Raw genomic sequence first — 15,284 nt, 5'->3', positions numbered from 1 at the left:
ATGAAAAAGCTTTTAGCCCTATTCCTGCTCCCGGCAATGCTTTTGGCCGGGTGCTCAAGAGATGAGGTAACTCCTGATACAGCACCGCCTGTTGTGCAGGAACCCCAAACCGTTGCCGAACAGCTTGCCAACGCTACCTGGGAAACCAGGAAAGTCTCGGAATCCATTACATGGAAGTATAAGCGCTTCGAAGACCTTTTTAACTCTAACCAAAGCCTCACCATCCTGGAGATCGACCTGAGCGATGAGAGCGTGCAGGTGGACTTGCCTTATGTAACGTCTGGTTTCCTGAAGACAAGTGAGGGAGCCGCCAACGTGAGGGCTACAGCGGCAATTAACGGGTCCTACTTTGACACGTCAAAAGGAGGCTCCACCGTCTTTTTTAAGAAAGATGGCGAGGTGATCAACACCACACGAAGCGGGTTTACCACTTACCGGGAGAATGCTGGTTTTGCCATTGGGGCGGATGGCAGCATTTCGATTGTAAAGAAGCCTACAGCAGGCTGGAGCTCGGTCCAGGAAGTTAATACTCTTCTCGCCTCGGGACCTTTACTCGTTTACGATAAAGCATTGGTAAACCAGGTGCAGGAAGCCTTTAACACAAACCGCCACCCTAGAACCGCGGTAGGGCTTACAGCAGATAAACGCCTAATAGCAGTAGTAGTGGACGGCAGGTTTACAGAGGCGCATGGGATGACCACCGAAGAATTGGCCACTGTGATGCAGGCGCTGGGCTGTGTGGAGGCAATGAATTTGGATGGAGGTGGCTCCTCCACTGCCTGGGTGCGCAACCGAGGCGTAGTAAACTATCCTAGCGATAACAAGAAGTATGATCACGAGGGCGAGCGCGGAGTTGCTACCGTGCTAGCTTTTGTGGAGAACTAGCAGCATGAAGAAATATAGAGGATGGGAGCAGGTATGGGAAATATTACGCCTATGCCGTGGGGCAGAACAGTGGCCATAAACAATTCACTAAATACCAGTACACCAAAAGAATGAAAAAATCAATAATCATATGCATGCAGACAGTGTTTTGTGTAGTAATGGTGAGTCTTTCTTATGCACAAACTCCTGTATATAGGCCTGCCACTGATTTTACATTGGTCGGGAAAATACTGCCGACCCAACAGGTATACCACAGAGTAGACACCACGCAACACCCCGGTATGCCTCGGGCTGTCAAGAGACTGGTAACGAATTCAACGGGCCTTGCCATTGCCTTCAAAACAAACAGTACTGCTATATCGGCCAAGTGGTGCACTGGCAGCCGCAAGACCCTGCCTAACATGACGGCCATTGCGTATGAGGGCCTTGATCTTTACATTAAAAAGGATGGCCGCTGGCAGTTCGCAGGTGTAGGGAGGCCCAACGGAGACTGTACAGAGTATACCTTGGTGCAAAACATGGAGGAAGGTGAGAAAGAGTGTCTGCTCTACCTTCCCTTGTATGACGAGACAGTAAGCCTGGAAATTGGCGTTGATGCGGGTGCTACTATACAGTCTTCGCCTGACCCTTTTCAGAAGCGCATCCTGATGTATGGCTCGAGCATCTTACAGGGAGCCTCCGCCAGCAGGCCAGGTATGGCGTATCCTGCTCGCCTGAGCCGGGACACAGGTCTGAACTTTCTGAACCTGGGCCTGAGTGGCAGCGCCAAAATGGAAAAGGCCGTGGCCGATATGATTGCCACTGTCTCGGCTGATGCCTTTGTGCTGGACTGTGTGCCAAACTCTTCCCCTGAGGAAATCCGTGATCGAACAGCCTATTTGGTAAATACCATCAGGCAACATCACCCGAAGGTGCCCATTCTGGTAATTCCAAGGACTGTCCGTGAGCACGGAGCTTTCGACCAGGAAGTGGGGAATTGGGTGAAAGCGCAAAACGAGCAGATAAAGCAGGAGATTTCAAAGCTGCTGCGCAGCGGGGTGAAAGATTTATACCTGCTCTCATACGACGAGGGACTTGGTGATGACCATGAAGGCACGATTGACGGCGGCCATCCTAATGATTTAGGCTTTGACCGCATGCTGCAGCAGCTCCGGCCTCAGCTCCTGAGGATATTGAGCAAGTATAAGATCACCAGGGAATAAGATGTATGAGCGTTGCCGGAAGTATTCTCTTGAGTTTCGGAATTTGAAGGTCTAACTTTACTCTACCGTTCTCTGGCCAAAAATGTAGGCCATAAAGAGCACACCGCCTGTTTCAGCAAGAGTGCGGTGCCCTTCTTCTCTTTACCTATACAACCTGCCTTGTCCACCTGTCAGTAATTGGTTATAAACACATTTTACTGTTCAAGCCGACTCGCAGCACGAAAGAACACCACCCCTCCAGTCAATAAACTTCGCCATGATGTGTGTCGCGCTGTTGATGAGCGAAGCTCCAAATGACCAGATGAATCTATTGCTAGAACATACGTAGTGGCCCTGCTGAACCTGCCCCATAGTGATGTCAGCATTGCTGGTTTTGGGAGGGAAAAGGCTTCTTTTATTAAGTGGTATGATAAAGCTGGACTCTGGTAATTTCTCCATAAATTTGCAAATATTTTGCTCTTGAGCCGCATTCTCAACTTGTACTCTTTTAGTGCAGTGCCATGTGTGAAGGACATATCTTTTTAAAGCCTACAGATAATGGGTTGAACCTAACAGGATAGTGTTTCTGCTTGCGCTGAAGGATAATTTAGTTTTTACCTGATAGGGGAAGTATTGAAATATCCAGAGGGTTTCCAGCATAGCAGAGCCCTATTACTAGAAGGACTTTTACCTGCACGGCAACGGCTTAATAATAAGCTGATGGAGTATGGGCCTGTAGCAGGTGTTCATGAGAGAAAGAAGTTGTTGTTTCTCCATCAAGTTTAACTAAAACCCTGAAAGCTTGGGTACTAGTTGGGAAGTGGCGGTTACCCTTATGCCCCGGAACCACTTTAGACAGGCTTTTGTAGAAGGTGGTATTGGTGTGTGTGTTGATAACGTAAATAATAGCAGGGGGAGCCTTTACCGCGTATATGAAATTGTATAGTACGAATTATGTGGAGATACGTCTCGATGTGTACAATCAGCTGTTAATCGTTCGTTGGTTAAGGCCTGTACTTAGCTACGAGTATAGGAACGGCATTGAGGAAACCGGTAAAATCCTTCTGGCGCAAAATCTGGAGAAACTATTGGTCAACAACCAGAGGATGGGAGTTCTCACAGCTGATGACCAGGGGTGGCTGGCTAAAGTATCGGTTGAGGTCATTTCTAAAAGTAATCTCAAGCAGCTGGCCATTGTCTCTTCTACTGATGTGCTGCAACAGATGACAAACGAGGTACTGGACAAAAGAGTGAAAGACGAAACCCCACATTTTGATACACACTATTTTCTGTCGGAGGAGGATGCCCTGGAGTGGCTGATAATGCCTCTGCAGCCTCACAGCTACAGGTAAGAGACAGGCGGAGCAAAGCGCGCACCGCAGCCTTTCCCTTTTTCACAACCTTTCCCTGGCCTCTCCCATCAATACCTTCCTGGTTGCATGTGCCAGGCGCTATCACAAGTATAAAAGTAAAAATCAGTCAATCCTCCAGGTAATTGTCACGGTCTCAGTTACCTCAATGTCATCGGGCTCAAAGTCCGGGGAGGCATCGTAGGTGCTTGCCATATTCGTTTCATACAGCTGGTAATTGTGGCGCTGGGAACGAATGGTGAGCTCACGGTAGGAGTAGTCTATGTCAATAATCTCCATCAGCGTGACACCTGTGGCGTTAGCAATGAGGGCGGCGTTCTCCTTGGCCTTCGCTATGGCCCCTAGGATAAGCTGTTGCTGTTGTACCGAGGCATCTCTCACCCCAAAGGCGATGCTAAAGTCGAGATTGTCTAGGCTATGCGCGATTTGGATTAGCAGCCTGTTGATGATAGCTTTGTCGAGAGGCAGTTCTAACTCTAAATGGTGTGACGCGCTAAAACCGTTGAAATCGTGCTTTCCCGTTTCCTTATTCCAGCTAGTGTCTTTTCTGACGCTGAAGTCTTTCGTCTTTAGGCTCTTTCGCTCCAGCCCCATGTTTTCGATGATCCTGCGTAGTTCTTCCACCTTCCCGTTCAGGGCGTTCACTGTTTTCTCATACTCCCATTGCTGTGCAGTGGCATCAAAAGAAAGGATAACAATGTCGGGTGCCACGGATAGTTTGCCTTTCCCCGTAATCTGTAGTTTGCGTACCATAGCCTTTTGGTTTATTTATATTTATAAATATATAAATATAAATTAAATAATTGAGTTGGCGGGGCAATTAGAGCAGTGCATGAACGGGAGCAGTTCAAAGGCACTTTCAGAGTCAGCACCAGACAGCCTGGGGTACGGAACCCATATTAAACGTCTTTTTTATGTAAATTTCCGCCGCAGTCTTCGTATTGCTATATTTGGGTCTTAATATAAATTTGGCACAATAGGTTGTAGATTGATCAGATATGACAACAGAACAAGAAATGAAAGAGAGCCTTTTTAATGAGTTGGAGCAGGAACTACAGGCAAAAGGCTTCAAGATAGATAAGCAGGACCAGTCGCGGCCTTGGGGAGGCTTTTTTGTGATTGAAGAGGCACAAGCCCAGCAGTTTGCAGATACTTATTTTGACGGCATCCCGGTAGACGACCTGAAGATATCCGGTAAGTTGAGCCCAAAAATACTGGTGGTTGCCCCACAGAAGCGGCTGTCGTGGCAGTACCACCACCGCAGGGCCGAGATTTGGCGCGTGGTAAGCGGCACCGTTGGCGTGGTGACCAGTGATACCGACGAGGAAGGGGAGCAAAGGACACTGAATTCGGGCGAGCAGATCAAGCTGCAGCAAGGCGAGCGTCACCGCCTGGTAGGCCTGCAGGGCTGGGGGGTGCTGGCCGAGATCTGGCAACATACCGACGCTGCCCAGCCATCCGACGAAGAGGACATCGTGCGTGTGCAGGACGATTTTGGACGCTAAACCATACCCTTATACAGGAAGAGGCCGCTACAGTACTGTGGCGGCCTCTTTTGCTTACATGCTGGAGGGCGGAAAACGAGTTTGCCTCTCCAAAACAAGCCAGCGCTGTTAAATGACAAAGTCCTGCTTCAGGTCTTCTTCCCCGTCTTGCCGCCACTTCTTGGTGAGCAGGCTGCCCAGTACAAGCGCTCCCAGGGCAACGGCGCCTGTCAGTACCTCTTGGCGGTGCAGGCTTAGCCATACTTGCGGGCTGCTGTATGTGGCTTGCTCATCAAACGTGCCGTGGGCGCCGTGGTCGCCAGGCAGCGGCTCGTAGAGGTTGTTCTGGCGGTTTGGATCTTCCGGTATGTTTGTCTGCTGGCCATCAAAGCCGGTGTTGGCAAGCACATAGTCAGCATACCAGGGGGCTATTTTGTTGCCGATGATCGCTTTCAGGGTAGGGTACCCCACACGGTACTCGCGGCGCTCGTGCTCGGCGGCATACACAATCACCTCTGCCGCTACCTCAGGTTGGTAAATCTTGCCCATGGGGCGCGGCTTGTTAGGCAGCCGCGACTTCACAAACCCAAACTGGGTGGTGTTCATGGCCGGCAGCTGCACCATCGTTACTTTCACGTTGCTCTTGTCGTGCATTAGCTCGGTACGCAGCGAGTCATAGAAGCCTTGAATGGCGTGCTTTGCCCCGCAGTAGGCTGATTGCAGCGGAATGCCACGGTAAGCCAGCGCTGAGCCTACGAGTACAATAGAGCCTCGGTCGCGGGGGAGCATGCGTTTGAGGGCAGACAGCGTGCCGTATACCTGCCCTAAGTAGGTAACATCGGTTACGCGCTTGTAGTCATCAGGCTCCATTTTCTTTATAGGGCTAAACACGCTGTTCATGGCGTTGTTTACCCACACATCAATCTCCCCTAATTCCTGCTCTATCTTTGCGGCCGCCTGCTCAACAGCCTGTGCGTCGGCAACATCCACCTGCACATAGGTGGCCCTGCGCCCCATGGCCTCTATTTCGCGTTTGGCAGCCTCCAGGCCGTCAGTGCCACGGGCCAACAAGCCTACGTCATACCCGCTCTTGGCGAACTCGCGGGCGCAGGCGCGGCCTAATCCTGCAGAGGCCCCGGTTATGACAGCCACTCCCTTGCGGGCACCGCTGTGTTTGTTTTCATCAGTCGTCATCTTGTATCACTTAAATTAATATTTCAGTTACCCTGATGGTACGCCTGCCAATCTATCATAGTTTTAGGAGGAGGGGTAGATGGGCCAACAGGTACTGTTGTTTATACCTGGGCTGCGTGTACGGATACAAGAAAAGCGGGAAGGCGGTAGGAAAGGCCGCTAAGTGTCCTTCTCAGGAGAGCATAAGAGTGTGGGGGAATGGCTGCTGCCACGTTTCAGGACCGGTTGGAAACACAAAAGCACCCGGAAAGGGTGCTTTTGCTAGAGCTGCTTTGCTCTACTTCTCTTTTTCCTCCATCACCTGCCCGTTGCGGTAGAGGCGCGTTTTAACCACCTTGCCATCCGGGTTATAGTACTTCCAGGTACCGGTTTCGCGGTTGTTCCGGAACTGACCCGTTGCCTCTGTTTTACCATCCTCGAAGTAGGCCTTATAAGGGCCAAAACGCAGGCCATCTTTATGGTTGGTCTCCGATTTAAGCTTGCCAGAAGGGTAATAGGTATAACTGGTGCCGATGATCTTGCCTTTCTCGTACACATGCTTCTCCTGCACTTGTCCATTGTCGTAGTAGCTCAGGCGCTCCCCGGTCAGCACATCGGCGTTATAGTTCTGGCTGAGCTGCACTTTCTTGCCCGGGGCGTCATAATAGAGTTTCCAGTTTCCGTGCTTCTTCTTGTCCTTCAGCTGCTCTTCGGCCTGCAGGTGGCCGCTAGGGTAGTAGCGCAGTGTCTTTACCGATGCGCCATTGCCGCTCACCGTGATCTCCTCCTTCAGCTTGCCGTCCTCATAGAAGTACTGTGCCGTGCCGCTAATCTCCCCATTTTTATAGTTGATGACACTGCGGGGCTGCCCGCTCTCGTAGAATGCTTTGGCGGGCCCATGCATTTTCCCGGCCAGGAACCGGCCTTCGGTGTTGAGCTTGCCACTTCGGTAATAGCTCTTGTAGGTTCCCTGTTTCTCGCCCGCCACGTTTTGCACCTCTGTCTCTACCTGGCCGTTGTCGTAGTAAGTTTTGTAAGACCCTTGCAGCATGCCGTTGCTGTAGCTAGCCTCTGTTTCCAGTTTGCCGTTGGTATAGTAGGTTTTTGCGGGGCCGTTCTGTTTGCTGTTGCGGTAGGTGATCTCCGATTTAAGCTTGCCTGAAGGGTAATACTCGCGCACCACCCCCTCCGGAAAGCCATTTACGAACTCCGTCTCTTTTTGCAGGGTGCCATCCGCATAAAAGGTTTTATAGAGCTTGCTCTGCTGGTCGTTTTCAAAATAGCCTTCCTGCAGCAGCTTGCCATCGGGGCGGTAGGCCCTGAAAGGCCCCTGCTTCACGTCCAGGTGGTAGGTGAGTTGCAGCTTGGGCTGGCCGCTTGGGTAATACTCCGTGTACACACTGTCTTTCTTGCCCTCCACAAACTTGATCAGTGCCTCACGCTCGCCGGTAGGGTAGTAGCGGCGGTAGTAACCTACAATGGCAGAGTCTGGGGTAATATAATACTCTTCCTTCACCTGTGTGAAGTTATCATCGTGGTAGGTTACGACCTGCTGCTGCGCCAGGGCCATGCTCTGCACGAAGCCCAACGGAAGCAGTAATGCCAGGAGTTTACGCATGTCTTTTAACTGTGATGTATACTTAGTAAGGCCAGGGCTTGCCGGCCGTGTAAAGATAAACAGGATTTATACTTAAAGCATTCCAAACGTGCTCCCTGCCAGGCACTTCAGGGGCAAGGATGACAGCGCTTCATTTTCCAACAGGTACACATTATACTTTGGTGAGCCTGTTCCATCCATCCTGAAATCCTGATTCAAAAAAAGAGCCTTACGCGCTTAACGTAAGGCTCTCTGCAAATTATATACCGAAGTATAATTTATACTTTCTCGATCACGATAGCAGAGGCACCGCCACCGCCGTTGCAGATGCCGGTAACACCGATCTTGCCGCCTTTCTTATCCAGCACGTTGCAGAGCGTGGTCACGATACGCGCGCCGGAGGCGCCAAGTGGGTGGCCCAGCGATACCGCACCACCGAACACGTTCACGTTGCCGCCTTCGAGGCCCAGCTTCTGGTTATTGGCGATAGACACCACCGAGAAGGCCTCGTTGATCTCGTAGAAGTCTACTTCCTCAGGAGACACGCCGGCGTTCTTCAGTGCCTTAGGTATAGCCAGCGATGGCGTGGTGGTGAACCAGATCGGGTCCTGCTCGGCGTCGGCAAAGCCACGGATCTTCGCGATCGGCTTCACGCCCAGCTCCTCGGCCTTCTCCTTGCTCATCAGCACCAGGGCAGCGGCACCGTCGTTCAGGGTAGAGGCGTTGGCGGCCGTTACGGTACCGGCCTTATCAAACACAGGGCGCAGGCCCGGGATCTTCTCGAAATTTACCTTTCTAAACTCCTCGTCCTCGCTTACCACGATCGAATCTTTGCCACGCTGCGGAATCTCCACTGGCACGATCTCGTCTTTCAGCAGGCCGGCTTCGGCAGCCTCGGCCACTTTCTTGTAAGACCCGATGGCGTACTCGTCCTGCATCTCGCGCGAGATTTTCATTTCGCGGGCGGTGTTCTCGGCCGCATTACCCATATGGAAGTCGTTGTACACATCCCACAGGCCGTCTTTCAGCAGGCCGTCGATCATCTGACCATGGCCCAGCTTAGCTCCGAAACGGGCTTTGTCGAGGTAGAAAGGCACGTTGCTCATGCTCTCCATGCCGCCTGCCACGATCACATCCTTATGGCCCAGCATGATGGCCTGCGCCGCAAACATGATAGCCTTAGAGCCCGAGGCGCATACTTTGTTGATGGTGGTGCACTCTACCTCGTGCCCCAGCCCGGCAAAGATGGCCGCCTGGCGGGCAGGGGCCTGGCCCAGGTTGGCCGAGAGTACGTTGCCCATGATCACCTCCTGCACCTCCTTCTTATCGACACCTGCTTTTTCCAGGGCACCTTTAATGGCGGCAGCCCCAAGCTGTGTGGCCGAAAGGCTGGCCAGGGCACCGCCGAAAGAGCCGATCGGGGTACGGACCGCCGAAATGATATATACTTCTTTTACTTGCATAGTTTTGATGTTATTTATTGGGTTTCGTTGTGAAGTTACAGGGATTTGCGCTTAAAACCAAACGAGCGTTAGCTTTCTCAGAGGCTCTGCGGCGCGCACTGCTCCTACGGGCTTCCAAGGGATGAGGTTGGTTACTGTAGGGGCTTGAGACGCCGTAAGGGCAACCTTATTTAAGTATACGGGGCAGAGCCTTATACTTTCTACCCATCTTCCTTTTTAACATTCCAGCTCCTTAAACCTCGCCAGCTTTTGCCAGTCTAAGCCTCAACAGCGGCTGTACTTTGGCAGTTTATGCTTAACTTTATTCGCAACTCTTAGCTATTTTCAATCTTTTCACCCGACATGAAGAAACTTTTATGCCTGGCTGTGGTCCTGAGCGCTGGCCTTTTACAAGCAGAGGCGCAACAGCAAACAGCTAAAAAAACACTCACCCATGATGTATACGACAGCTGGAAAGGGCTGGAGGGGGACAAGCTCTCCAACAACGGCAAGTACGTGCTCTATAACATTAACCCGCAGGAGGGCGACGGCGAGCTTTACATCCGCAACATGGTTACCAATGCCGTGGAGAGGTATAACCGTGGCAGCAAAGCCAGTTTCAGCAACGACAGCCGTTACGCAGTTTTCCAGGTAAAGCCGGAGCACCAGAAGGTGCGCGCCCTGAAGCTGAAGAAGAAGAAAGGCGATGACCTTCCCAAAGACTCCCTGGCCATTGTGAAGCTGGAGGACATGAGTGTGGTGAAACTGCCGCGCGTGAAGTCTTACAAACTGCCGAAGGAGGGAAGCGGATGGCTAGCCTATCACCTGGAGAAGCCACTGCCGGAGAAGAAAGAAGACAAGAAAGCAGAAGCGGCCGAGGGTGAGAAAAAAACGGAAGCTAAAAAAACCGCCCCAAAAAAGAACAAGGATGCCAAAGGCACTGAGCTGGTGCTGCGCAACCTGAGCACTGGAAAGGAACACCGCTTCGCGCGCGTGGTGGATTATATTTTCTCGGAGCAGGGCAACATGCTGTACTTCGTGAAGGATGAACTGGACTCGCTGCACCGTGCCGGCGTGTTTGCCTTCAGCACCGCCGAGCTAAAGGAAATGCCGATTGACACTGGCCTTGTCACGTACAAGGGCATCAGCGCCGATAAGGCGGGCAACCAGTTGGCCTACGTGGCTACCGCCGACACCCTGAAGGCTGACATCCGCTACTTCAGTCTGAACTACTGGAACGCCAAAGACCGCAAAAAGCAGGTGCTGGCCGATACCGTGGCTAAAGGCATGCCGCAGGACTGGATGGTGAGCGAACACGGCAACCTAATGTTCTCGGAGGATGGCAAGCGCCTTTTCTTCGGCACGTTCCCGCGCCCGGTGCGCTATGAAAAGGACACTACGCAGCTGGAGGAGGACAAGGTAAGCCTCGACATCTGGACCTACAAAGACCCGCTCATCCAGCCGATGCAGCTCAAGCAAAACGAGCGGGAGCTGAAGCGCTCGTTCCTGGCTATGTACGACCTGAAGGGCGGTAAGATGCAGCAGCTGGCCACGCTGGAGATGCCGGATGTATACCTGGATGCCTATAAGACCGGCGATGTGGCGCTGGGCGTGAGCGATGAGAAGTATAAAATCACCATCGGCTACGACACCCCTACCCGCAAAGATGCTTTCCTGATCGACCTGAAGAAAGGAACGACGAAGCAGGTGCTCTCTGAATCCAGAGGCAACCCGCGCCTGTCGCCGATGGGCAAGTATGTGTATTGGTATGAACCGATGGACAGCAGCTGGCATGCGCTGGGCACTAAGAACGGAGCGAGCATCAACCTCACCAAAAAGATCAATGTGCCCTTCTACGACGTGGACTTTGATATGCCGATGCTGCCGGACGATTACGGTTTTGCCGGTTGGGTAGAGGACGATGCCTCCCTGCTGGTGTACGACCAGCACGACATTTGGAAGCTGGACCCGGCAGGCAAGAAGGCAGCCGTAAACCTGACCGACAAGTATGGCCGCCAAAACAACCTGCGCCTGCGCTACGAAAAGCTGGACCCGGAGGAGAAGTTTATACCTGCCAATGCCGCGCTGTACCTGAGCGGCTTCAACATCCGGACCAAGGCTGACGGGTACTACAAAGACTACGTGAGCAAAGAGGCAAAGCCCGAGAAGCTGATCAGCTCCGACCACGCCTACTCCTCGCTAAGCAAAGCGAAGAATTCAAACTTGGTGACTTTCCGCCGCGGGGACTTCCGAAACTACAACGATTTGTATGCCTCTGACCTGCGCTTTGCCAGCGTGAAGCAGCTGACTGATGCCAACCCGCAGGCGGCGGAGTATAAGTGGGGCACTGTGGAGCTGGTGGACTGGAAATCGACAGACGGTATTCCGCTGCAGGGCCTGCTGTACAAGCCGGAGAACTTCGACGCGAATAAAAAGTACCCCATGATGGTGTACTTCTACGAGCGCTCCTCAGACCGCATGCACGCACACCGCACGCCTGCCCCAAGCGCCTCTACTATCAATATCCCGCTGTTTGTAAGCAACGATTACCTGGTGTTTGTGCCGGACATCGTGTACCAGGACGGCTACCCGGGCGAGAGCGCCATGGACTGCATTATACCTGGTGTGCAAATGCTGGTGCAGCAAGGCTTCGTGGACGACAAGAACATGGCGCTGCAGGGCCAGAGCTGGGGCGGCTATCAGATCGCCTACATGGTAACCCGCACCAACCTATTCAAGGCGGCCATGGCGGGGGCGCCGGTATCAAACATGACGAGTGCGTACGGCGGCATCCGCTGGGGCACGGGCCTGAGCCGTCAGTTCCAGTACGAGCGCACGCAGAGCCGCATTGGAGGCACGCTGTGGGAGAAGCCGATACAGTTTATCGAGAACTCGCCATTGTTCTTCGCCGACCGTGTAAAAACGCCGCTGCTGATTATGCACAACGACGCCGACGGGGCTGTGCCGTGGTACCAGGGCATCGAGTACTTTATGGCGTTGCGTCGCCTCAACAAGCCTGTCTGGATGCTGGTGTACAACGGCGAGGAGCACAACCTGATGCAGCGCAAGAACCGCAAAGACCTCTCAGTGCGCATGTCGCAGTTCTTTGACCATTACCTGAAAGGAGCCCCGGCCCCGAAATGGATGGAACAGGGCGTGCCATCGGTGGTAAAAGGCAAAGACTACGGCCTGGAGCTGGTGACGAAGCCGGAAGTTGCCGGTGAGCTAATGGAGTAGCTTAAACTTAGTTAAAACAAAAAGAGGCTGTCTGACAAAGACAGCCTCTTTTTGTTTTCTGGAAACTTGAGTAAAAAGTAGGGGTGCCCCTATTTGTTTTTACCGCTGTTGCCGGGCTTTATCATGCCGCAGGCAACAGGGAGGGTAGCGATATACTCTCCGTCTACTGTCATGCCGTGGAGCACGATGACATTATTCTGCAAGGGCAGCAGGTGCATGTAGTCTGCCACGTTGAAGGTGCGTGTGTAATCGATAGTGCCGTCCGGTGCGGTTGGGAATGGCTCCAGCGGGAGTATTACCGGCCCATAGAACGGTAAGCCTTCCCCGAGCTCTATCAGCCCGTCCCCATCCGTATCAGCTGACATTGGAGGGCAAACTGAATTTTTGTTGTTTTCCATAAAGCCATGGATGTGCTGCGGGTGTACCATACCTGGCTCAAGTCCGCTTGCCTGTATATGAACGGTCAGCTCGTCGCCCATCAAGGTCAGGGTCGCCGTGCCACTCACCCCGGAACCATTCAAGGACATTATTTCCGCAGTGTATGTCTTGTGCAGGTTTAGAGAGTTGCTGTTCCGCGCATCCTCAGTATTCTGAGCTGTTAAAGCCGCATCAGGAGACACTTCTTCCGAATCACAGGCAGAAAAGGCAAAAAGAGAGCAGATAGCTACAGCGGATGTAGCTCTTTGTAAGAAATTCTTCATAGTTTTTAATTTATTAGATTTGTGCTACTTACGATTAAGAACCTGCTCACTAACAGATTGTTGAGATTGTGGGGGTAAGGGTAAATCAATACCCTGTCAACCGACTTGAAAAGTAAGTGAAGGAAAAATCCAGTTTTGCGAAGCAGAGAGGTGGGCCGCTCCTTTTGCTCAAGGCGCAAGGAACCTGGTATGTCTTGAATGGATTGACAAAGTGGTGCCGCCGCAGGTGTTAGGGCTAGTGCTGCAGTAGCGGCCACAGCGAGTCCTGCAGCACCGCCTGGGTGGAGGATGACCGCCAGTAGCTAACTTATAAAGTTAGCTGAGATAAGGGGCAGGCCTGAAATCGCCCTGCTTTCTACGTTTTAACTTACACGTATCCCTCCAGGCTCTCCAGCGGCTGTGCAGTGCGCACAAACTGTCCGGTGCCAAAAGCTACCTCCTTGCCACGGTCGTTATATAAGGTGGCTTCGGCAACAAACAGGCTCTTGCTTTGGGAGCGCAGGGTGCCTACGGCTCTCAGTTTCCCGCCGGTTACAGGCCGGATCAGGTTCAGCTGAAAAGAGGCCGTCACAATGAACACATCGCGCACGACAGAGGCCACGGCGAAATAAGAGGCGTCATCGAGCAGCTTAAAGTATACGGCACCGTGTAGGGCGTTTGCTCCATGGAAATAGCTGTCCTGAACTGGTAGCGTGATCTCGGCGCGGCTGTGATTGACTTCAATGCTGCTGCCACTGAATAGCTCCTGCACCTTTGCCTTATGGTAGAGCCGCTCCAGCCGCTCGTAATGTTCTTCGTGTTGCATAAAGCAAGTATAAGTATAAATCTGAGGTAAGCGAAGGGGTGCCCCTGCTTTCGCCGCTAAAAATCCATACTTTCGCAGGGAGCAACCTAAACCCGTAAGACAATGGCGTACAAGTATGGCGTGGGCATAAACCACCTGGAGTTCTGGGTAAAAGACCTGGAGGAGTCGCTGGCGTTCTACAGCGGGCTGTTTCCTTTGATTGGCTGGTACGAGCTGACCAGCACCTCTTACAGCTGCGGCGCGCATGAGCTGTACTTTAAGGAGGCGCCGGTGCCGCTGCACGACAGCCTTGGGGTGCGCCACATCTGCTTTCATGCGCCCAGCCGTGCGGTAGTAGACAGGGTGGGGGAGTGGCTCCAAAGTATACACGCCGATATCATCCGCGGTCCAAAAGCCATGCCGGACTACTCGGAGCAGTACTATACCGTTGACTTCCGCGACCCGAACGGCTTTGTGCTGGAAGTGGCTTTTACACCAGATATCAGGCTATAAAAAACCCCGGACACCATGTGGTGCCCGGGACCGGCAATGATTCTTCAACAGTGCTTTTCATATTTAGACAAGGGCCGCATTTCCTGATAAAGTAGTGCGCTCTCTACTTCTGTTTGTTGTAGGGAGCATAGCTGCTACCTTGGCGGCACAGGCACGCTTAAAGCTTGGCCTATACCTAGGCCCTTACAGCGGGTTGAGCAAAAAGCCTTTGCTTCACATCTGTTACGTTGATCCCGGCAGCTTCCATCTTCTCCACCGCCTGCGCCTCTATCAGCTCCTTAAGCTGCTGCAGGCAGCTGTCAAACTCTGTGTGGCGGCCCATCAGGAAAACGAACTCCTGCTCAATCTCCAGCCAGGTGTTTATGTCGGCGTGGTTGTGCTGTATCTGTACTTCCAGTTTATCGAGGGCGTTGGCCACACGTGCTTCATACGTAAGCTTGTCCTCAAACTCGTGCCAAAGCTCGTACACGTGCTGCCCCAAGCCGTTGCCCAATGCCTGGCGCAGGTTCTCAATGGCTTTTAGCTCCTTCTGGCGCTTCAGCTCTTTTAGGGCTATGGTGTTCACCTCAAAGGCAGGTATGTCTCCGGCCTCTGCCTCAACCAAGTCATGCACAATCACCATTTTGAGGGTGCGGGCAACGTCTATCTCATTGTCCAGGTAGGGCTCCAGCAGTACCACCATCAGCGCCATGCGCCAGGTATGCTCTGCCACGCTCTCCTGCCGGCCGTTAGACAGCCAGCTGTGGCGCAGCTCATACTTTAGTTTTTCGGAGAGGTTCAGTACCTCCAGCACGTTTTTCAGTTGTTCTTTCATACTTTATTTTGCTTCTGACTAGGCAGCAGCCTATGGCAAAGTTTATAGTTGCAGTGGCTTGCAAAGGTATGAAAAACAGGGTTTATACAGGTAGCCGAAGCAC

The 15,284-nt window shown here is 52.6% G+C and carries 13 protein-coding genes; 6 read left to right on the top strand and 7 right to left on the bottom strand.

From position 1 onward, the window contains the following. The 3 genes from PXG97_RS05725 (at position 1) to PXG97_RS05715 (ending at position 3,418) form a co-directional block, all read left to right on the top strand. The gene (locus tag PXG97_RS05725) at positions 1-885 is read left to right on the top strand and encodes a phosphodiester glycosidase family protein (RefSeq protein WP_276496755.1); all 885 of its coding nucleotides are present in this window, start codon (positions 1-3) and stop codon (positions 883-885) included. A 110-nt stretch (positions 886-995) separates the two neighbouring features. Further along, the gene (locus tag PXG97_RS05720) at positions 996-2,087 is read left to right on the top strand and encodes an SGNH/GDSL hydrolase family protein (RefSeq protein ID WP_338088597.1); all 1,092 of its coding nucleotides are present in this window, start codon (positions 996-998) and stop codon (positions 2,085-2,087) included. A 935-nt stretch (positions 2,088-3,022) separates the two neighbouring features. Next, on the top strand, positions 3,023-3,418 hold the full coding sequence (locus tag PXG97_RS05715; protein WP_276496754.1) for a hypothetical protein: 396 nt from the start codon (positions 3,023-3,025) through the stop codon (positions 3,416-3,418). Positions 3,419-3,541: 123 nt separating this feature from the next. On the opposite strand, the gene PXG97_RS05710 is transcribed toward PXG97_RS05715, so the two are convergent. Further along, the gene (locus PXG97_RS05710) at positions 3,542-4,189 is read right to left on the bottom strand and encodes an SIMPL domain-containing protein (RefSeq protein ID WP_276496753.1); all 648 of its coding nucleotides are present in this window, start codon (positions 4,187-4,189) and stop codon (positions 3,542-3,544) included. Between the two features lie 245 nt (positions 4,190-4,434). On the opposite strand from PXG97_RS05710, the gene PXG97_RS05705 reads away from it, so the two are divergent. Further along, a complete protein-coding gene (locus tag PXG97_RS05705) occupies positions 4,435-4,941 on the top strand; it encodes a cupin domain-containing protein (RefSeq protein WP_276496752.1) in 507 nt (168 codons plus the stop codon). A 108-nt stretch (positions 4,942-5,049) separates the two neighbouring features. Here the strand turns inward: PXG97_RS05705 and PXG97_RS05700 are convergent, their stop codons facing one another. The 3 genes from PXG97_RS05700 to PXG97_RS05690 all read right to left on the bottom strand — a co-directional run bounded on the left by PXG97_RS05700 (position 5,050) and on the right by PXG97_RS05690 (position 9,153). Continuing rightward, positions 5,050-6,114 carry an SDR family oxidoreductase gene (locus PXG97_RS05700; protein ID WP_276496751.1) on the bottom strand — a complete coding sequence of 355 codons (1,065 nt, stop codon included), beginning with the start codon at positions 6,112-6,114 and terminating at the stop codon, positions 5,050-5,052. 277 nt (positions 6,115-6,391) lie between these two features. Beyond that, entirely contained in the window at positions 6,392-7,711 is a 1,320-nt protein-coding gene (locus PXG97_RS05695) for a toxin-antitoxin system YwqK family antitoxin (RefSeq protein WP_276496750.1), read from the bottom strand. Positions 7,712-7,968: 257 nt separating this feature from the next. Continuing rightward, positions 7,969-9,153 (bottom strand): acetyl-CoA C-acyltransferase, encoded by a 1,185-nt coding sequence (locus PXG97_RS05690; protein WP_276496749.1) that lies wholly within the window; start codon positions 9,151-9,153, stop codon positions 7,969-7,971. Positions 9,154-9,495: 342 nt separating this feature from the next. On the opposite strand from PXG97_RS05690, the gene PXG97_RS05685 reads away from it, so the two are divergent. Further along, positions 9,496-12,369 (top strand): prolyl oligopeptidase family serine peptidase, encoded by a 2,874-nt coding sequence (locus PXG97_RS05685; RefSeq protein WP_276496748.1) that lies wholly within the window; start codon positions 9,496-9,498, stop codon positions 12,367-12,369. Between the two features lie 89 nt (positions 12,370-12,458). Here PXG97_RS05685 and PXG97_RS05680 read toward each other — a convergent pair whose 3' ends face one another. Beyond that, complete coding sequence (locus PXG97_RS05680; RefSeq protein WP_276496747.1) at positions 12,459-13,070, bottom strand: hypothetical protein; 612 nt, start codon at positions 13,068-13,070, stop codon at positions 12,459-12,461. A gap of 367 nt (positions 13,071-13,437) precedes the next feature. Beyond that, positions 13,438-13,875: a PaaI family thioesterase gene (locus PXG97_RS05675; RefSeq protein WP_276496746.1), complete on the bottom strand. Its 438-nt coding sequence runs from the start codon at positions 13,873-13,875 to the stop codon at positions 13,438-13,440. 102 nt (positions 13,876-13,977) lie between these two features. Between PXG97_RS05675 and PXG97_RS05670 the strand changes: the two genes are divergently transcribed. Next, a complete protein-coding gene (locus tag PXG97_RS05670; RefSeq protein WP_276496745.1) occupies positions 13,978-14,367 on the top strand; it encodes a VOC family protein in 390 nt (129 codons plus the stop codon). A gap of 175 nt (positions 14,368-14,542) precedes the next feature. On the opposite strand, the gene PXG97_RS05665 is transcribed toward PXG97_RS05670, so the two are convergent. Next, positions 14,543-15,181, bottom strand: a complete 639-nt coding sequence (locus tag PXG97_RS05665; RefSeq protein WP_276496744.1) for an HD domain-containing protein — start codon at positions 15,179-15,181, stop codon at positions 14,543-14,545. Positions 15,182-15,284: the final 103 nt, after the last annotated feature.

Source organism: Pontibacter litorisediminis, from assembly GCF_029360645.1.
Taxonomy (GTDB): Bacteria; Bacteroidota; Bacteroidia; order Cytophagales; family Hymenobacteraceae; genus Pontibacter; species Pontibacter litorisediminis.
The sequence above is the reverse complement of the archived record's forward strand: the minus strand, read 5'-3'. Positions and strand labels throughout refer to the sequence as shown.